Source organism: Micrococcus luteus NCTC 2665, from assembly GCF_000023205.1.
GTDB classification, from domain to species: Bacteria; Actinomycetota; Actinomycetes; order Actinomycetales; family Micrococcaceae; genus Micrococcus; species Micrococcus luteus.
The window spans coordinates 1718353-1736801 of sequence record NC_012803.1; the positions used below are offsets into that span (position 1 = coordinate 1718353).

The 18449-nt window shown below is 74.3% G+C and carries 17 protein-coding genes and 1 pseudogene; 11 read left to right on the forward strand and 7 right to left on the reverse strand.

The window, feature by feature from the left end:
• Nucleotides 1–24 precede the first annotated feature (24 nt).
• A complete protein-coding gene (locus tag MLUT_RS19325) occupies nucleotides 25–858 on the reverse strand; it encodes an alpha/beta fold hydrolase (RefSeq protein ID WP_010080526.1) in 834 nt (277 codons plus the stop codon).
• A 126-nt stretch (nucleotides 859–984) separates the two neighbouring features.
• Here MLUT_RS19325 and MLUT_RS19330 point away from each other — a divergent pair, with 126 nt between their 5' ends.
• The 5 genes and pseudogenes from MLUT_RS19330 to MLUT_RS19350 form a co-directional block, all read left to right on the forward strand.
• Nucleotides 985–1719: an NUDIX hydrolase gene (locus tag MLUT_RS19330; protein ID WP_012751018.1), complete on the forward strand. Its 735-nt coding sequence runs from the start codon at nucleotides 985–987 to the stop codon at nucleotides 1717–1719.
• A 27-nt stretch (nucleotides 1720–1746) separates the two neighbouring features.
• Nucleotides 1747–3075, forward strand: a complete 1329-nt coding sequence (gene nadA, locus MLUT_RS19335) for a quinolinate synthase NadA (protein WP_010080524.1) — start codon at nucleotides 1747–1749, stop codon at nucleotides 3073–3075.
• Complete coding sequence (gene nadC / locus MLUT_RS19340; protein WP_010080523.1) at nucleotides 3072–3992, forward strand: carboxylating nicotinate-nucleotide diphosphorylase; 921 nt, start codon at nucleotides 3072–3074, stop codon at nucleotides 3990–3992. The genes nadA and nadC overlap by 4 nt, the downstream gene beginning before the upstream one ends.
• Entirely contained in the window at nucleotides 3989–5161 is a 1173-nt protein-coding gene (locus MLUT_RS19345; protein ID WP_012751019.1) for a cysteine desulfurase family protein, read from the forward strand. Before nadC ends, MLUT_RS19345 begins: the two co-directional genes overlap by 4 nt.
• 66 nt (nucleotides 5162–5227) lie before the next feature.
• Nucleotides 5228–5665: pseudogene (locus MLUT_RS19350) on the forward strand (alkaline phosphatase D family protein); the annotation flags it as partial.
• A gap of 30 nt (nucleotides 5666–5695) precedes the next feature.
• Here MLUT_RS19350 and MLUT_RS19355 read toward each other — a convergent pair.
• The 4 genes from MLUT_RS19355 to MLUT_RS19370 are packed head-to-tail and all read right to left on the reverse strand — an operon-like array spanning nucleotide 5696 to nucleotide 9097.
• The gene (locus MLUT_RS19355) at nucleotides 5696–6703 is read right to left on the reverse strand and encodes a glycine betaine ABC transporter substrate-binding protein (RefSeq protein WP_010080519.1); all 1008 of its coding nucleotides are present in this window, start codon (nucleotides 6701–6703) and stop codon (nucleotides 5696–5698) included.
• Nucleotides 6700–7455 (reverse strand): ABC transporter permease, encoded by a 756-nt coding sequence (locus MLUT_RS19360; RefSeq protein ID WP_010080518.1) that lies wholly within the window; start codon nucleotides 7453–7455, stop codon nucleotides 6700–6702. Before MLUT_RS19360 ends, MLUT_RS19355 begins: the two co-directional genes overlap by 4 nt.
• The gene (locus tag MLUT_RS19365) at nucleotides 7452–8459 is read right to left on the reverse strand and encodes an ABC transporter ATP-binding protein (protein WP_010080517.1); all 1008 of its coding nucleotides are present in this window, start codon (nucleotides 8457–8459) and stop codon (nucleotides 7452–7454) included. The genes MLUT_RS19360 and MLUT_RS19365 overlap by 4 nt, the downstream gene beginning before the upstream one ends.
• Nucleotides 8456–9097: an ABC transporter permease gene (locus tag MLUT_RS19370; RefSeq protein ID WP_002855197.1), complete on the reverse strand. Its 642-nt coding sequence runs from the start codon at nucleotides 9095–9097 to the stop codon at nucleotides 8456–8458. The genes MLUT_RS19365 and MLUT_RS19370 overlap by 4 nt, the downstream gene beginning before the upstream one ends.
• Nucleotides 9098–9325: 228 nt before the next feature.
• Here MLUT_RS19370 and MLUT_RS19375 point away from each other — a divergent pair, with 228 nt between their 5' ends.
• Complete coding sequence (locus MLUT_RS19375; protein ID WP_012751020.1) at nucleotides 9326–10627, forward strand: dicarboxylate/amino acid:cation symporter; 1302 nt, start codon at nucleotides 9326–9328, stop codon at nucleotides 10625–10627.
• A 73-nt stretch (nucleotides 10628–10700) separates the two neighbouring features.
• Here MLUT_RS19375 and MLUT_RS19380 read toward each other — a convergent pair whose 3' ends face one another.
• Nucleotides 10701–12182: a sugar porter family MFS transporter gene (locus MLUT_RS19380; RefSeq protein ID WP_010080515.1), complete on the reverse strand. Its 1482-nt coding sequence runs from the start codon at nucleotides 12180–12182 to the stop codon at nucleotides 10701–10703.
• A gap of 238 nt (nucleotides 12183–12420) precedes the next feature.
• Between MLUT_RS19380 and MLUT_RS19385 the strand changes: the two genes are divergently transcribed.
• From MLUT_RS19385 to arfB, 3 genes are all read left to right on the forward strand, one after another.
• Entirely contained in the window at nucleotides 12421–14157 is a 1737-nt protein-coding gene (locus MLUT_RS19385; RefSeq protein ID WP_010080514.1) for a bifunctional 3'-5' exonuclease/DNA polymerase, read from the forward strand.
• A 133-nt stretch (nucleotides 14158–14290) separates the two neighbouring features.
• Nucleotides 14291–15736, forward strand: a complete 1446-nt coding sequence (locus MLUT_RS19390) for an MFS transporter (protein ID WP_010080513.1) — start codon at nucleotides 14291–14293, stop codon at nucleotides 15734–15736.
• Nucleotides 15729–16184 carry an alternative ribosome rescue aminoacyl-tRNA hydrolase ArfB gene (arfB, locus tag MLUT_RS19395; RefSeq protein WP_012751021.1) on the forward strand — a complete coding sequence of 152 codons (456 nt, stop codon included), beginning with the start codon at nucleotides 15729–15731 and terminating at the stop codon, nucleotides 16182–16184. Before MLUT_RS19390 ends, arfB begins: the two co-directional genes overlap by 8 nt.
• A gap of 20 nt (nucleotides 16185–16204) precedes the next feature.
• Here arfB and MLUT_RS19400 read toward each other — a convergent pair whose 3' ends face one another.
• Nucleotides 16205–17671 carry a serine hydrolase gene (locus MLUT_RS19400; protein WP_012751022.1) on the reverse strand — a complete coding sequence of 489 codons (1467 nt, stop codon included), beginning with the start codon at nucleotides 17669–17671 and terminating at the stop codon, nucleotides 16205–16207.
• Nucleotides 17672–17741: 70 nt separating this feature from the next.
• Between MLUT_RS19400 and MLUT_RS19405 the strand changes: the two genes are divergently transcribed.
• Both MLUT_RS19405 and MLUT_RS19410 read left to right on the forward strand, forming a co-directional pair.
• A complete protein-coding gene (locus MLUT_RS19405) occupies nucleotides 17742–18224 on the forward strand; it encodes a heme-binding beta-barrel domain-containing protein (RefSeq protein WP_010080511.1) in 483 nt (160 codons plus the stop codon).
• The gene (locus MLUT_RS19410) at nucleotides 18221–18448 is read left to right on the forward strand and encodes a hypervirulence associated TUDOR domain-containing protein (RefSeq protein ID WP_010080510.1); all 228 of its coding nucleotides are present in this window, start codon (nucleotides 18221–18223) and stop codon (nucleotides 18446–18448) included. The genes MLUT_RS19405 and MLUT_RS19410 overlap by 4 nt, the downstream gene beginning before the upstream one ends.
• Nucleotide 18449: the final 1 nt, after the last annotated feature.

An 18449-nucleotide genomic window follows, 5' to 3' on the forward strand; every position in this document is an offset into this window, starting at 1 on the left:
GTCTCCGTCTCCCGGCGGGCCCCGTCAGTCAGCGGTGAGGAAGGTGCGCACCGCGGAGACGAAGGCCTCGGGCTGGTCGGCGTGCAGCCAGTGGCCGGCGTCACGGACGGTCACGCGCACGACGCGCGGGAAGAGCTCCTTCATCCGCGGCACGTCCTCGTCCTGGACGTAGTCCGACTCGGCGCCGGCCAGCCACAGCACAGGATGGTCGAACACGCGCGCCGGGTCCTCGGGGACCACCGGGTCCGGGAACGAGCCGATCTCCCGCAGGTGCTCGAAGAGCATGGCCACGTTGGGCTGCCACTCGAAGTGCCCGGCCGTGCGCCGCAGGTTCTGCAGCAGGAAGCCGCGCACCCGCGCGTCGTGGACGTGCTCGGCCATGGCGGCGTCGGCCTCGGCCCGCGTGTCGTACGCGTCCAGGTCCATGCGCAGCATGGTGCCCAGCAGGTGGACGAACTCGTCCGTGGCCTGGGGTGAGAGCCGCGGGGAGATGTCCTCCACGATCAGCCGGTCCACGAGGTCCGGGTGCCGCAGGGCGAGCACCATCGCGACCTTGCCGCCCATCGAGTGGCCCAGCAGATGGACCGGCCCGTCGGCGGCGAGGCCGGCGCGCAGGTGGGCGGCCACCCGGTCCGCGATCTCGCGGTAGTCCACCCGGTCCGTCCAGGGCGAGGCGCCGTGGTCCGGCAGATCGATCAGCTCCACCGTGAAGTCGTCGCCCAGCTCCTTGGCCGGGCCGGTGAAGTTCCGGCCGCGGCCCATGAGGCCGTGCAGGAACGCGACGCGGCGCGGGCCCTCCCCGATGCGGGTGGAGGCCAGGGGGGCGTCGGACGGGGCGGAGGCGGCGGTCGTGTTCACCCGACTCAGGCTAGCGCGGGACCGCGTCGGCACCTCCCCCGCCTTACAGTCATCTCGACCCTCTGAGATGGGCGGGACAGTGTCATACTGACCAGAACAGCCCCGCCAGTCCGCCCGGGAGGTCCCATGCCCGTCGCTGAGGCCCGCGTCAGCGTCGCCGTGTCCACGGCCGTCTTCGGCGTGCGCCCGGACCCGCACGGGGTGCCCCGCCTCTGCGTCGCCCTCGTCCCGCGGATGCGCGAGCCGTTCCTGGACCGGTGGGCGCTGCCGGGCGCGTGGCTCGGCGCGGACGAGGAGCTGGCCGACGTCGCCGCACGCGTGGCCGCCGAGTGCGTGCCCGGTCCCGTCCGTCACCTCGAGCAGCTGGCGGCGTTCGGCGCCGTGGACCGCTCCCCCACCGGACGCGTCCTCACGGTGGCCCACTGGGCGCTCAGCCCCGCCCTGGACGACGACGGCGCCGCCCCGGCGTCCCGCCCGGACCGGGACCTGGCCGGGATGCCCATCGGGGTCCACGTGCGCTGGCACCGGGCCGACGCACCGCCCGCGCTGGCGTTCGACCACGCCCAGATCCTGGCGGCGGCCGTGGCGCGCCTGCGCTCGGACCTGCCGCGAGCCGGCGTCGGGCACGCACTGCTGGGGCCCTCCTTCACCCTCGCCGAGCTGCGCGCCGTGCACGAGGCCGTCCTCGGCCGCGGCCTCGACGCCGCCAACTTCCGCCGCGCCACCCTCGCCGCCGGGACCCTCGAGGAGACCGGCGAGGTCCGCGGCGGCACTCCGCACCGCCCGCCCAAGCTCTACCGCTACCGGCCCGCCGGGCCCGGGACCGACCCCGATCCCGCCGGGCCGGACGCCCGCCGCTGACCACCAGCCCCGACCCAGGAGTCACCCATGACCACCCCGACCGGGACCACCGCCTCGGTGGCCCGCACCCTGACCCTGATCGACAAGGACGCCGCGCGCGGCTCCTCGTGCTCCCCCGACCTGACCCGCGGCCCCTGGGCGTTCGACGCCGGCCTGCCCGCCTACGGCCCCGGCGCATCGCAGGACGACGCCGTCCCGGCCGACGCCCCCGTGCAGGGGCGCATCCCCGAGGAGTACCAGCGGGCCTCGGACGAGGAGCTCCACGCCCGGATCAGCGCGGCGCGGCAGACGCTCGGCGAACGCGTCGTCGTGCTGGGCCACTTCTATCAGCGCGACGAGGTCGTCCAGCACGCCGACGTCGTGGGCGACTCCTTCCAGCTCGCGCGGGCCTCCCATGGCCGGCCCGAGGCGGAGGCGATCGTGTTCTGCGGCGTGCACTTCATGGCGGAGACCGCGGACCTGCTCTCCACCCCGGACCAGGCCGTCATCCTGCCCAACCTCGCCGCCGGCTGCTCCATGGCGGACATGGCCGACCTGGACTCGGTCGAGGACGCGTGGGAGCAGCTCGAGGCGGTCTACGGCACCGAGCCGGACGACGACGGGCGCGTGCCCCTGCTGCCCGTGACCTACATGAACTCCTCCGCGGCCCTCAAGGGCTTCGTCGGCGAGCACGGCGGCATCGTGTGCACGTCCTCCAACGCCTCGGCCGTGCTGGAGTGGGCGTTCGAGCGCGCCCAGCGCGTCCTGTTCTTCCCGGACCAGCACCTGGGCCGGAACACGGGCCGCGCCAGGGGGATCCCACTCGAGCAGATGCCGACGTGGAACCCCCGCCTGCCGCTGGGAGGGAACTCCGAGGACGCCCTGCGAGACGCGAAGGTCCTGCTGTGGCACGGCTTCTGCTCGGTGCACCGCCGCTTCACCGTCGCGCAGATCGAGCAGGCCCGCGCCGAGCACCCGGACGTCCAGGTGATCGTGCACCCCGAGTGCCCCCTGCCCGTGGTGGAGGCCGCGGACTCCTCCGGGTCCACCGACTTCATCGTCAAGGCCATCCAGGCGGCTCCGGCCGGCTCGACCTTCGCGATCGGCACCGAGATCAACCTCGTGCAGCGCCTGGCGGCCCAGCACCCCGAGCACACGATCTTCTGCCTCGATCCCGTGATCTGCCCGTGCTCCACGATGTACCGCATCCACCCCGGCTACCTCGCGTGGGTGCTCGAGGAGCTCGTGGCCGGCCGCGTGGTCAACCGGATCACCGTGCCCGCGTCCGTCGCCGACCCGGCCCGCACCGCGCTCGAGCGGATGCTGGCCGTCGCGCCGAAGCAGTCGGCCGCGCAGTCCGCCGGGGCCGGGTCGTGACCCCGGCCGACCGCGCCCCGGCGACGCCGTCCCCGCAGCCGGACGTGGAGCGGATCGTGGCCGCCGCGCTCGCCGAGGACGCGCCCTGGGGTGATGTCTCCTCGGAGGCCTTCGTCCCGGAGCAGGCCCGGATCACCGCGCGCGTGGTGGCCCGCGAGGCCGGGGTGCTCTCCGGCACGAACGCCCTCGAGGCCGCCTTCCGGCTCGTCGACCCGGCCGTGTCCGTCACCCTGCACCTGGCCGACGGCGCCGACCTGTCCCCCGGCACCGTCGTCGCCGAGGTCCCGGGCCCCGCCCGCTCGGTCCTGCGCGCCGAGCGCGTGGCGCTGAACCTCGTCCAGCGCCTGTCCGGGATCGCCACGACGACGGCCGCCCACGTGGCCGCCGTGCGCGCCGGCGGCGGGCATGCGCGGGTGGTGGACACCCGCAAGACCACCCCGGGTCTGCGCGTGCTCGAGCGGCAGGCGGTGCGGGACGGCGGCGGGCACAACCACCGCTCCAGCCTCTCGGATGCCGTGATGCTGAAGGACAACCACCTGGCCGCGCTGGGGTTCGGCGGCGCCGGCGCCCCGGGCGAGGCCCTCACCGCGGCCCTGCGCGCCGGGATGGCACGCCTGCCGCACACCACCCACGTGGAGGTGGAGGTCGACCGGCTCGAGCAGATCCCGGCGGTGCTCGCCGCCGGGGTCGACACGATCATGCTGGACAACTTCTCGCCGGCCGAGCTGCGGGCCGGCGTCGAGCTGGTGGCGGGCCGCGCCGTCGTCGAGGCCTCCGGCGGGGTGAGCCTCGAGACGATCGGGGCGATCGCGGCCACGGGCGTGGACGTGATCTCGGTGGGGGCGCTGACCCATACCGTCCGGTCCCTGGACCTGGGCCTGGACGCCGTGGTCGAGGAGGTCTCGCCGCGCCGATGAGCACCACCCTCGACCTGGACCACGCGGCCACCGCGCCCGTCCGGCGCAGCGCGCTCGAGGCGATGTGGCCCGCGCTCACCGGCGTCTACGGCAACCCGTCCTCGGCGCACGAGGCCGGCCGGGCGGCGGCGGCCCTGCTCGAGGACGCCCGCGCGCGGGTGGCCCGCGCGATCGGTGCCCGGGCCGGGCAGGTCGTGTTCACCTCGGGCGGCACGGAGGCCGACGCGCTCGCCGTGCTCGGCACGGTGCGCGCCCGCATCCTCGCCGGACGCCCGGCGGGCCACGTGCTGACCACGGGGATCGAGCACAGCGCGGTGCGGCAGTCCTGTGACCAGCTGGCCCGGCTGCACGGCGTCGAGGTCGAGCACCTCGCGCTGGACCGTGACGGCCTGACCTCGGCGGACGACCTCGCCGCCCGCCTGCGTCCGGTCACCGCGCTGGTCAGCGTGCACCTGGCCCACAACGAGGTGGGAACGGTGCAGCCGGTGGCCGAGCTGGCCGCCGTCGCCCGGGAGGCGGGGGTGCCGGTGCACGTGGACGCGGTGCAGGCCGCGGGGCAGATCCCGGTGGACGTGCGGGCCCTCGGTGCGGATCTGGTGGCGCTGTCCGGGCACAAGGTGGGCGGGCCCAAGGGGGTCGGCGCGCTCTGGGTGCGCCCGGGTCACGCCCTGGAACCGCTCGTGCCCGGTGGCGGCCAGGAGCGGGGCCGGCGGTCCGGGACGCAGAACGTGGCCGGCGCGGCCGGGTTCGCGGCCGCCTTCGCGGAGGCCGAGGTGGAGCGCGCCGCGGCCGCGGACGCGTGGTCCGGGCTGCGGGACCGGTTCGCGGCGCGCGTGCTCGACGGCGTCCGGGAGCTCGTGCCCGACGCGCGGCTGACCGGCCATCCCACGCGGCGGCTGCCGCGTCACGCCTCGTTCGTACTGCCCGGCGTGAACGGCGAGTCGGTGCTGGAGGAGGCGGCCCGCCGGGGCGTGCTGGCCTCGGCGGGGTCCGCGTGCTCGGCCCACGACGCCGAGCCGTCCCCGACCCTGCTCGCGCTGGGCCTCAGCGAGGACGAGGCCCGCACGGCCCTGCGCTGCACGTTCGGCCCGGACGCCGACGCCCCGCTGCTCGACGCCGCCGCGGACGCGATCGTCGACGCCGTCCGGACGGTCACCGCCCTGCGCTGAGCGGCCCCGGGCCGGTCGACCCCGATGCCGCCGGGGGCCGACGTCGGAAGTTCACCCGAGGGTCAGCCCGACGGCACGGGGCAGGAGTCCCTGTCCAACGGCGACGACGGCGCCCCGCTGGGCCGCGAGCTGGAGATCGCCCGCCTCCTGAAGGCGATCAAGGATCACGGTGTGAAGAACGTCGTGTTCCTCACCGGCGACGTCCACGACTGCGCGGCGCACCACTACTCCCCCGACCGCGCGGCGTTCACCGACTTCGAGCCGTTCTGGGAGTTCGTGGCCGGCCCCATCAACGCCGGATCGTTCGGCCTGAACACGCTGGACGGCACCTTCGGCCCGCGCCTGGACTTCGAGGCGCACGGCCCGGTCAGGGGCTCGCCGCGCTCCGGTGAGCACCAGTACTTCGGCCACGTCGAGATCCCCGAGGACGGCCGTGAGTTCCGGGTGCGTCTGATCAACGCCGCCGGCCGGACGGTCTACTCGCGCACGCTGACGGCGGCCTGATCCGCCGTGCCGCGCGGCGTCGGCGGACCGTCAGTCGGTGATCAGGCCCTCCTCGCGGAGCCAGTCCCACGCGACCTGGGTGGGCTCCTCGCCGTCGACGTCCACCCGGGCGTTCAGGCGCGCGGCCGTCGCGTTGTCCAGGCGCGCGGTCACGGGCGCCAGCAGGTCGGCGATCTCGGGGTGCTGGGCCAGGACCTCCTCGCGCACGATGGGGGCTGCGTTGTACTTCGGGAAGAAGCTCAGCGGGTCCTGCAGGGTCGTCAGGTCCAGCGCGGCGATCCGCCCGTCCGTGGAGTACGCCTCCCCGAAGGTGCACGACCCATCCGCCACCGCGGCGAACACCGCCCCGATGTCCATCTGGCGCAGCCGGGATCCGGTGGGCCGTTCGATCCCGTAGGCCTCGAGCATGGGCAGGAACCCGTCGTTGCGGGCGGCGAACTCGGCGCTCACGCAGAAGGACTGCTCCTCGGTGGGGAGGTCCTTGATGTCCGCGAGCGTCTCCAGGCCGAGCTCCTCCGCCCGGTCCTGGCGCACGGAGAGGGTGTAGGTGTTGTCGAGTTCGGCAGGCGGCAGCCACACCAGGCCCTGCTGCGCGTCCTCGTCCCGGACCGCGGCCCACTGCGCCTGGGCGTCCGGGATCGGATCGGTGTGGCCCAGGTACGTGATCCAGGCCGTCCCCGTGTAGTCCCACTCGACGTCCACGACGCCGGCGACCTGGGCCTGGCGCGCACTGAGCGAACCCGGCATGTTGGTCAGATCCTCGACGTCGGCCCCCGCGGAGCGCATCAGGATCGCGGTGATCTTGCCGAGCACGACGCCCTCGTTGAAGTTCTTGGAGCCCACCGCCACGTGGGCGCCCTCGAGGTCGATCCCGGCGACGTCGCCGGCGGGCGTGCCCGAGGGCAGGTAGCCGCCGGCGGTGCTCAGCCCGCACCCGGACAGGACCAGGGAGGCCGCCAGGCCGAGCGCGGCGAGCGCGGCACGAGCGGGAGTCCGGCCGCGGCGGCGGGACGGGAGGGTCGCGCGCGGGGTGGTCATGCGAGCCCCCTCGGGGTGGCCAGCGTCTCGACGAGGCGGCCGATCCACTCGATCATCAGGGCGAGGGCGGCCACGAGGATCGCCCCCGAGACGAGCAGCGGGAAACGGAACAGGACGATCCCGGTCTGGATGAGCAGGCCGAGGCCGCCGCCCGCGTCGATGAACGTCGCGAACGCCCCGGTGCCCACCAGCAGCACCAGGGCGGTCCGCAGACCCGCCATGATCACGGGCAGGGCCAAGGGCAGCTCCACCCGGAGCAGGGTCTGCAGCGGCGACATGCCCATGCCGCGGGCCGCCTCGACGACGGTGGGGTCGACGCCCCGCAGCCCGGCCAGGGTGTTGGCCAGCACGGGCAGGAACGCGTAGAGGGACAGTGCCAGGACGGCGACCCGGAAGCCGAACCCCCACGCCATGGCGAGCAGGACGATCACACCGATCACGGGAGCGGCCTGGCCGGCATTGGCCAGCCCCATGGCGACGGGGGTGAACCGCCGGGCGGCGGGGCGGCTCAGCAGCACGCCGAGCGGGACGGCCGTCGCCACGACCAGAGCGGTGGACACGCCGACGAGGGCCAGGTGCTCGGCGGTGAGGCGCAGGACGGTGGGCCAGGTCAGCAGCCGGGCCTCGACGTCGTCGAGGGCGGCTCCGCGCACCCAGACGGTCCACCCGATCAGCAAGGCGCCCACCAGCAGCGGCAGGCCGATCAGGAGCAGGCGGTCCTCGGCGGAGGCCCCACGCAGCCGGGCGATCATGGCCGAGCCTGCTCGCCGCCGGCGCGGACGTGCGCGCGCAGTGTCGGATAGTCGAGCAGACCGATGACCGTGCCATCACGGACCACGGCGATCTCCTCCGTCGGGGCCGTGACCAGCGCCGCGAGGGCCTCGCTGATCGGGGTGGCCGCGTCGAGCACGGGCCCGCCCGGCAGCGTGCCCGTCGGGTGGTGTGCGATCGGGCGCAGCGGCAGCGAGTCGACCGACCGCAGCCCCAGCCGCTTGAGCCCCGCCCCCGACCCCACGAAGTCGGCCACGAACTCGGTGGCCGGCCGCGCCAGGACCTCTTCGGGGGTGGCGTACTGGGCCACGTGCGCGCCGGGTTCGAGCACCAGGATCCGGTCGCCCAGGAGCACGGCCTCGTCCACGTCGTGGGTGACCATCACGATGGTCTTGCCCACCCTGGCCTGGATGTCGAGCATCTCCTGCTGCAGGCGCTTGCGGGTGAGGGGGTCCACGGCGCCGAAGGGCTCGTCCATGAGCAGCACGGGAGGATCCGCCGCGAGGCCCCGGGCCACGCCGACGCGCTGCTGCTGTCCGCCGGACAGCTCGCGCGGGAAACGGTCTCGATAGATCGCCGGGTCCAGGCCGACGAGGTCGAGCAGCTCGTCCACGCGGTCGGCGATGCGCCGGCGGTCCCACTTGAGCAGGCGCGGCACCAGCCCGACGTTCTCGGCGACGGACAGGTGGGGCATCATCCCGCCACCCTGCACGACGTAGCCGATCTGACGGCGCAGCCGGGTGGGGTCGCGGCGTGTGATGTCCTCCCCACCGATTAGGATCCGTCCGGAGGTGGGCTCGATGAGGCGGTTGATCATCTTCAGCGAGGTGGTCTTGCCGCAGCCGGACGGGCCGACGAACACCACGGTCTCCCCCGCGGGGATGATGAGGTCCAGGGCGTCCACGGCGGGACGGTCCTGCCCCGGATAGAGCTTCGTCAGGGACTCGAGACGGATCTCGGCCCCGGCGTCACGGTCGGTGCTCATGCGCGCAGTCCCTTCGAGATGGTGAGCCGGCCGAGCAGCACGAGCAGCCCGTCCAGGACGAGGGCGACGACGACGATGCCGAGGGTGCCCACGAGGGCGTAGTTCAACGCGTTGGCGCCGCCCAGGGAGACCAGCCCCGTGAAGATGTACGAGCCCAGTCCGGGCCCCAGGACGTAGGCCGCGACCGCGGCCACGCCCATGCCGAGCTGGCCGGCGACCCGGATGCCGGTGAGGATCACGGGCCAGGCCAGCGGCAGACGCACCCGGGTGAACAGCGCCACCGGCCCCATGCCCATCCCCCGGGCGGCCTCCAGCACCTCCGGGTCCACGCCGCGCAGACCCACGAGCGCGTTGCGGAGGATGGGCAGCAGGGCATAGAAGACCACCACCACGACGGCGGGGACGGTGCCGATGCCCACCAGGGGGATCAGGACGCCGATGAGCGCGAAGGAGGGCAGGGTCAGCCCGACGGCCGTGAAGGCGTTCGCGATCGGGGTCAGGGCCTTGATCCGCGTGGCGATCACGGCCAGCGCGATGGCGAGCACGGTGGCGATGGCCAGCGCCTGCAGCACGAGCCACCCGTGCTGCCACGCCCGGAAGAGGATGTCCGGCCAGCGTGAGGCGAGGAACTCGCTCATGCGGCCTCCACGCCGGCAGCGCGCCCCTGGGCGGCCCGGGCGTCTGCGGGGCGGGGCAGGACCGTCATCGTCGTCTCCTTCGGTCCGGGTGGGTCGGGCATGCTCTTGCACGCTACCCGAGACGGTGGCACTCCCTGTGTTCTGCACCACGACGGGGGTCACCGGCACCGCCACGGATGGCCTACCGACCGGGCGACGGGCAGGACGGCCTGCGCTAGCGTGTCGGCCATGTCTCGCTCCCACTCCGACGCCCTCGACGCGTCCGGCACCGACTCCGGGGGCGCCGTCGCCGCGCCCCGCCGCCGCGTCGGCCTGCTGCCCCGCATCCTCGTCGCGATCGTGGCCGGCGTCCTCGTCGGCCTGGTCGCGCCGACCTGGCTCGTGCAGGCCTTCGCCACCTTCAACGGGCTGTTCTCGAACTTCCTGGGCTTCATCGTCCCGGTGCTGATCCTGGCGCTCGTCGCGCCCGCCATCGGCGACATCGGCCGGGGCGCGGGGAAGCTGCTGGCCCTGACCGGCGGCATCGCCTACGGCTCCACCCTGCTCGGCGGCTTCGGCGCCCTGCTGGTCTGCCTGCTCGTCTTCCCGCTGATCCTCACGCCCGGGTCCTTCGAGGCGATGGCCAACCCCGAGGACGCGCTGCTCGGCCCGCTGTTCGAGGTGCAGATGGACCCGCCCTTCGGCGTGATGACGGCCCTGCTGCTCGCGTTCGTGCTCGGCATCGGCCTGACGATGCTGCCGCGCGGCGCCCTCCACGAGAGCTTCGACCAGCTGCGATCGATCATCGAGCGGGTCGTCATGGGCCTGATCGTGCCGCTGCTGCCCGTCTACATCTTCGGCGTGTTCCTGAACATGACCGCCGCCGGCGAGGTCTTCAAGGTCATCACCACGTTCCTCGGCGTGATCCTGCTGGTCTTCGGCCTCACCGTGGTGCTGCTGCTCGTCCAGTACGTCGTCGCGGGCGCGATCGCGGGGCGCAACCCGTTCACGGCCCTGAAGACGATGCTGCCGGCCTACGCGACGGCCCTGGGCACCTCGTCCTCGGCGGCGACCATCCCGGTGACCCTGCGCCAGACCCTGCTGCTCGGCGTGCGCCGGCCGATCGCCTCGTTCGTCATCCCGCTGTGCGCGACGATCCACCTGGCCGGCTCCACGGTGAAGATCGTCTCGTTCTCCATCGCGGTGCTGTTCCTCTCGGGCCAGTCGATCGACGTCCCGGTGTTCGTGGGCTTCATCTTCATGCTGGGCGTCACCATGGTCGCGGCGCCCGGCGTGCCCGGCGGCGCAATCGTGGCGGCCTCGGGCCTGCTGTCCTCGATGCTCGGCTTCACCGAGCCGCAGGTCGCGCTCATGGTCGCCACATACATCGCCATCGACTCCTTCGGCACCGCCACCAACGTGACCGGCGACGCCGCCATCGCGATGATCGTCGACAAGATCGCCGGAGACCGTCTCATCGAGGACTCCGAGGACGAGGGCCTGGAGCGCCGCGACGACGAGGAGGCCGCCACCGGCGCCGACGCCGGCTGACCCGCCCCGCACACACCACGGCCCCCTCCCTGACAGAAGCTCCGGGAGGGGGCCGTCGTCGGGACGGGCGGTGTCAGCCGCGCAGGTCCCGCTCGGCCTCGGCGCGCACCGCGCGCCGCTGCCCCGGGGAGCGCACGACGACGTCGCTCATCTCCTCGAGCGTCTTGCCCTTGGTCTCGGGGACGAAGGCCGCCACGAAGGCCAGGGACAGCGCCGCCATGACCGCGTACAGACCGTAGGCGAGGGTCAGGCCGATGTCCGCCAACCACGGGAACGTGGTGGAGACGGTGAAGTTCGCCGCCCACTGCGCGGCGGCGGCCACGGCGAGCGCGCCGGCGCGGATGCGGTTCGGGAACATCTCGCCCAGCAGCACCCAGACCAGCGGACCCCAGGTGGCGCCGAAGAACACCACGAAGGCGTTCGCGGCCACCAGCGCCACCGTGGACCACGGCTGCGGCAGGGACACGGACTCGGCGCCGCCGGTCTCCGCGAAGGAGAAGGCCAGTGCCATCAGGCCGAGGCTGACCGCCATGCCGGCGGAGCCGGCGATCAGCATGGGGCGACGGCCGACGCGGTCCACCAGGGCGATCGCGATGAAGGTGACGGCGATGTTCGTGACCGAGGTGATCACGGTGACCGTGAGGGCGTCCGACTCCCCGAAGCCCACCGAGCGCCACAGGGTGGTGGAGTAGTAGAAGATCACGTTGATGCCCACGGCCTGCTGGAAGACGGAGAGCAGGATGCCGATCCACACGATCGGCTGCAGGCCCGCCGCCGGTCCGCGCAGGTCCGCCAATGACTCGCGGTGCTCCGAGTCCAGCGAGCGCCGGATGTCCTCGATCATCAGGTTCACCCGGTCCACGCCGGTGAACTCGTGCAGGACCTCGGCCGCCTCGTCCGTGCGACCACGGGCGACCAGGTAGCGCGGGGACTCCGGCAACTTCAGGGCGAACAGGCCGTACAGCACCGCCGGGACGGCCTCGGCCATGAACATCCAGCGCCAGGCGTCGACACCGAGCCAGAACGGCTGCGCCGCTCCCCCGGCCATCGTCGCGAAGAGCGCGTCCGTGAGCAGCGCGGCGAAGATGCCGAGGACGATCGCCAGCTGCTGGAGCGAGCCGAGGCGACCGCGCACATGGGCCGGGCTGACCTCCGCGATGTACGCCGGAGCGATCACGGACGCGGCGCCCACGCCCAGGCCGCCGACCATGCGCCAGAAGATCAGGTCGACGACGCCGAACGCCAGACCCGAGCCGATGGCGGAGACCAGGAACAGGATCGCGGCGATCACCATCACGGGCACGCGGCCGCGACGGTTGGCGATCGGCCCGGCGAACCAGGCGCCGAGTGCGCAGCCGATCAGCGCCGAGGAGACGGCGAAGCCCGTGAGACCGGCACCGAGGCCGAACTCCCCGGCGAGGGCGTCCACGGCGCCGTTGATGACGGAGGTGTCGAAGCCGAACAGGAAGCCGCCGAGCGCGGCGGCGACCGAGATGCCGACCACCTTGGCGTTGAGGCGAGACGTCGCGGCGCCGCCGGACCGGGTCGCTGTCATGGTGGGTCCTCTCTGGGTGGCGCCCGACGGCCCGCTGCGCGCCGGTGCGTCCGCACAGTGTGTTCTGCGCCTGGGGAGCGTGCAAGTCGCACAGCCCCTCGCGCCGCCCACGGCGAGGCGACGGGGGGTCAGGAGGGGGAACCGTGGTCGCCGTGGTCGCGACCGTGCCCGGGCCCACGCCGGGCAGACGCCGGACGCGCCTCGGGTCACGGCCCGGCCACGGGGCAGAATGAGGGCCATGTTCGTCGTCCTGGGCCCCGCCCCCGCCTCCGTCGGCAGCCCCGGCACCTGGTGGGCCGTGGACGGGGACGCCGCCACTCCCCTGGGCTCCTGCCCCGCCGGGTCCGTGGCGGGACTCGTGGCCGGTCTGCCCGCCCGCCTGGGCGTGGACCCGGGCACGGTCCGCTGGGTGCTCGCCGACGTCGGGACGGAGTACACCGCCTGGCTGGCGGCGGGGGTGCGGGTGGATCGGTGCTGGGACCTGGCCCTCGTCCAGCGGATCCTGCGGCACGCGGCGACGGCGCCGGGCAGCGGGGTGCGTTACACGCCCGTGGCGCAGCTCGAGGTCGCCGACCCGACGGAGCCCGAGCGCCCCGCGCGGGTGCCCGCCGGTCAGGAGTCCTTCTTCGACCTGCCGGACGAGGCCGGCGCCACCCCGGACGTCACCGTGCTCGCGGCCGAGCTGGCCGCGCAGCGGGCGGCCGTCGAGGGCTCGGCCCACCCGCACCGGCTGCGGCTGCTCGCGGCGGCGGAGTCGCAGGGCGCACTCGTGGCCGCGGAGATCCGGGCGGCGGGTCTGCCGTGGGACCGGGGCGTGCACGAGGCGCTCCTCGCCGAGCAGCTCGGCCCCCGGCCTGCACCGGGCGAGCGTCCGGCCCGCCTGCAGGCCCTGGCCGAACGCATCGCCGACGTCCTGGGCTCCCCCGGGCTGAGCCCCGACTCGCAGCCGAGCCTGCTGCGGGCGCTGCAGACGGCGGGCGTGGCCGTGGAGTCCACGCGGCAGTGGGACCTGAAGCACTGGATCGACGCCGGCGGCGCGGAACGCGAGGCGCGGGCCGCGCTGCTCGCGCCGCTGCTGGAGTACAAGGCCCTGGCCCGGCTGTGGACGGCCAACGGCTGGCACTGGCTGGACCAGTGGATCGGCGACGACGGCCGGTTCCACGCCGCCTACCTGGTCGGCGGCGTGGTGACCGGGCGGTGGGCCGCCCACGGCGGTGGGGCCATGCAGGTCCCGGCCGGGGTGCGCGACGCCGTCCGCGCAGACCCCGGGTGGACGCTGACCGTGGCCGACGCCTCCCAGGTGGAGCCGCGCATCCTCGCCGCGATGGCCGCCGACGAGGTGCTGGCCCGTGCCGGGACCACGCCCGACCTGTACCGGGAGGTGGCGGAGCAGGGCCGGGCGGCCGGCACCGCGCTGGCCGACCGCGGGCGCGCGAAGATCGCCCTGCTGGGTGCGATGTACGGCTCGACGACGGGCGACTCCGCGGCGCTCATGCCGCACCTGCGCCGGCTCTACCCCCGAGCGATCGGCCTGCTCGAGCGGGCGGCCACCGTCGGCGAGGGCGGCGGCCAGGTGTCCACGTGGCTGGGCCGCTGGTCCCCCGCACCGGGGCGGAAGTGGCAGGAGTCCGTGTCCGACGTCGGCACCCAGGCCGCCGAGTCCGCGGCCCGGCGACGGCGGCGCTCCCAGGGCCGCTTCACCCGGAACTTCGTGGTGCAGGGCACCGCGGCCGAGTGGGCGCTGTGCTGGATGGGCGAGATCCGCCGTCGACTGCGGTCGGCCGGCATGCGCACGGAACTCGTGTTCTTCGTCCACGACGAGGTCGTCCTACACGGGCCGACCACGGAGGCCGAGGCCGTGCGGACGGTCGTGGCGGAGTCCGCGAGCGCCGCCGGTCGCCTGCTGTTCGGTCCCGCCCCCGTGGACTTCCCTCTCACCGTCTCCAGCGTGGGGTCGTACGCGGACGCGAAGTGAGGGGCAGCAGCGCGTCGGTCGCGCTCATGGCCTCCGTGCGCCGCACCGGGCCGAGGACCCTGGGACCTGGCACGATGCGGGACGAGGGCCGATCCTGGAGAGCGCCCGAGATACCCCCCGAGGAGGAGGCCGCATGCCCGTCGCCCCGCGTCCGTCCGACGGCGCCGCGTCCTCGGCCTTCACCCCGCACCAGCAGCGCATCCTCGCGGTGCTCCTCATCCCGATCTTCATGTCCCTGCTGGCCGTGTCCAGCATCAACGTGGCCCTGCCCGCCCTGCAGCGGGGCCTGGACGCCAGCGACACGGAGCTGCAGTGGGCCATCTCCGGCTACACCCTCGTGTTCGGCATGGTGCTCGTGCCGGCGGGCCGGGCGGGTGACCTCTTCGGACGACGCCGACTGTTCATGGTGGGCCTCGGCGTGTTCGCGCTCGGTGCGCTCCTGTCCGGACTGGCGCCCACGGGCGTCCTGCTCGTGCTCGCGCGCCTGGTCATGGGCGTGGGCGCGGGCCTGCTCAACCCGCAGGTCACCGGCTTCATCCAGGGCGAGTTCTCCGGCGCCTCCCGCGCCCGGGCGTTCGGGGCGCTCGGCGCCGTCGTCGGGGTGTCCGTGGCGGTGGGGCCGCTGCTCAGCGGCGGGCTCATCGCGTGGCTCGGCGGTGACCTCGGCTGGCGCGCGACCTTCCTGGTGAACGTGCCCATCGCCCTCGGCGCCCTCGTCGTGGCCCGCCACTGGCTGCCACGCACCGCCCCCGTGCGGGCGCGGCGTCAGGACCTGGACCCGGTCGGCGTCGTCCTGCTGGCGGGCGCCCTCGTGGCCGTCATGCTCCCGTTCCTGGACCGTGGGCTCGGGCCGTGGCGGTTCGCCCTCGTGCCCGTCGGCATCGGCCTGGCCGCCCTCTGGACGCGGTGGGAGGCCCGCTACGCCCGACGGGGCCGCGCCCCGATGGTGGACCTGCGCCTGTTCCAGACCCGCAGCTTCGCGTGCGGCGCCCTGCTGATCGCCATCTACTTCACCGGCTCGACCAGCATGTTCGTGGTGATCGCCATGTTCATGCAGAACGGGTTGGGCTACCCGGCGCTGCACGCCGCCCTGATCGGCCTGCCGTCGGCGGTCATGTCGAGCGTGATGGCCACCGTGGCCGGGCGCGTGGTGCTGCGCACGGGCCGGAAGATCGTCGTCCTCGGCATCACGCTGGCACTGCTCGCCGTCGTCGGCTCCATCGGGGTGGCGTGGGCCAACCGGGAGTTCGGACTGAGCCCGTGGTGGCTGCTGCTCACCCTCGCCATCCTGGGTGCCGGGCAGGGGCTGGTGGTCTCCCCCAACCAGACCCTCAGCCTGGCCGAGGTCCCCCCGCGGCACTCCGGCACGGCCGGCGGCGTCCTGCAGACCGGCCAGCGCGTCGGCACGGCCGTCGGCACCGCCGTGATCGTGGGGGTGTTCCTGGGCGTCGCCTCCAGTGCCGACTGGGACGGGGCGTTCATGGCCGCCTTCGCGCTGGTGGCCGGGTGCATGGCCCTCGCGCTCCTCGTCGCACTCGCGGACCTGCGCGGACCACGGACGGCGGCCCCCCGTGGCTGAGCCCCGCCCCGGCGACGTGCGCGTCACCCCCGGCCCCGGCGCACCCCGCGGGCTGGTCATCCCCGAGGGCGAACTCGTCGAGCGCTTCTCCCACGCCTCCGGCCCGGGCGGTCAGGGCGTGAACACGGCGGACTCGCGGGTCCAGCTCAGCCTGGACCTGGCGGCCACCTCCGCCCTCGACGACGTCCAGCGCGCCCGGGTCCTCGCGCGGCTGGCGCCCCGGCTGGCCGGCACGGTGCTCACCGTCAGCGTGGCGGAGCACCGGGCCCAGCGGCGCAACCGGGTGGCCGCCCGCGAGCGGCTCGCGGCGCTGCTGCGCGAGGCCCTCGCCCCGCCGACGCCGCGGCGGGCCACGACGCCGACCCGCGGCTCCCGGCGGCGCCGTCTGGAGGCCAAAAGCCGTCGCTCCGAGGTGAAGCGCACGCGCCGCCGCCCGGGCCTCGACTGAGGCCGCCCGCAGGCGGCGGCTCAGTCCCGCGCGGTCACCCCACCGCCGGCGGCCGAGCGGTGACCCCAGGCGTCGCCACGCCGGGCGAGGTAGTCCTCTTCGGGCCAGCTGCTCACCCCGGACACGCGCATCCTCACCACCCGGCCGTCGTCGCCGAGGTCGAACGGGATGCGCTCCCCCGACGCGCCGAAGCCGTCCTCGTCCTCGGGCAGGAACGTGGTGGCGTCGAGCGCTCGCAGCTCGTGCATCCTGTCGCGGGGGCCGGGCGTGCCGGGGTCGATCAGCACGAGGCGCTCACCTGCGCGAACCACGTCGGTCTCGCCCCACAGGGAGACGTAGCGGCCGGTCAGCCGGTCGAGGTCGTCGGTCGTGACATCGGCGGGCAGCGCCTGCCCGTCGGCGGCGTCCTGGGCGAGCAGGTCGATGAGCTCGACGAGGCCCACCGCGAGCGCGTCCGCCGGACCGTCCACGGCGTTGGTGAGCACGCTGACGGTCAGACCGGTGGCCGGGTCCACCAGGGTCCGGGTGATCTGCCCGGGGAAGCCGCCGGAGTGGCCCACGAGCCGTCGTCCGTCCACGCTGATCCCGATCAGGCCGAGCCCGTAGGTGCCGGTCCCGGTACCCCGCGGGAAGGCGGCCTCGGCCCGGTGCATCAGGCGCAGCGCGTGCTCGTCCAGCAGCTCGCGCCGATCCAGTGCGAGAGCGGAGAAGAAGCGGCTGAGCTCCTCCGCCGTGGAGACGAAGCCGGTGGCCGCGGCCAGCGCACCGGTGGCGGTCGGTGCCACGGTCACCCGACGCCCGCGGCCGTGGGCCCGGGTGTGGCCGACGACGGCCCGGTCCGCCGCGTCGTCGTCAATCTCGGGGCGGGTGTCGGTGAGACCGAGCGGGACGAGGATGTCCTCCGTGACGTGCTCGGCGTAGCCGCGGCCCGTGACAGCCTCGATGATCGCCCCGAGCAGGCCGTACCCGATGTTCGAGTACTTGAAGCGCTCCTGCGGGGCGTAGGTGGCGCCGTGGTCGCGGACGATCGCGCGCAGGGCGGCGGCGTCCGGGAAGGCGCCGTCGAGCTGCCAGTGGTCCGCGTCCACCCCGTCGCGGATCGCGCCGGAGGTGTGCGAGAGCAGCTCGCGGACGGTGACCCGGGCCAGCGGGGTGTCGGCGCAGTCCGGCAGGCGCTCGGCCACGGTGTCGTCGAGGCGCAGGCGGCCGGCGGCGACGAGGCGCAGCACCGCGACGGCCGTGAAGGTCTTGGAATGGCTGGCCACGCGGAACAGGTGGCCGGTGGTGAGCTCCACCCGGGTGGACTCGTCGGCCACGCCGAACGCCGCCGAGAGTACGAGCTCGTCGCCGAGCCGCACGGCCACCTGGGCGCCGGGCACGTGCCGCGTCTCCACCTGGGTGGCCAGCCACCGGGACAGGTACGGGGCCGCCTCCCGGAGGCGCGCGAGGGACGGGGCGGACGGCGGGGCGGGCGTGGCGTGGGTCACGAGAGGCCACTGTACGACGCCGGCCCGCCGCCCATGGGCGCGCCCGGGGCGCGCGCCTAGGGTGAGGGCCATGGAGCTGCACGACGACGTCGCCCCGTACGCCTTCCTCCTCGGCACGTGGACCGGCCCGGGCCGCGGCCACTACCCGACGATCGAGCCGTTCACGTACACCGAGACGCTCACGTTCGCCGCGCTCCCGGGCAAGCCGTTCCTGCGCCTGGAGCAGCGCACCGCCTCCCCCGAGGGCCGGCCGATGCACACCGAAGTGGGCTTCCTCCGGTTCCCGGGGGCGCACGGCGTCGAGCTCGTCCTCGCCCAGCCGACCGGCCAGACGGAGCTGCTCGAGGGCGAGTCGTCCGCGGACCGGCGGACGCTGACCCTGGCCAGCACGTCCGTGGCCCGCACCGCCACGGCCAAGCGCGTCGACGCCACCGAGCGCGTCTACACCCTCGACGAGGCCGGCACGCGGCTGCGCACGCTGTTCCGCATGGCCGCCGTCGGCGAGGACATGACGGACCACCTGCACAGCGACCTGATCAAGGAGGAGCGATGAGCGAGAAGAAGAAGGACCAGGACTTCAAGGTCGGAGACCACGTCGGCTGGAACTCGGAGGCCGGGCAGGTCTCCGGGGTCATCACGAAGAAGCACACGAAGGACGTCGAGTACAAGGGCCACATGCGCCGGTGCTCCCCCGAGGATCCGCAGTACGAGATCAAGTCGGACAAGACGGACCACGTCGCGATGCACAAGGGCAGCGCGCTGCACCGCATCGACTGAC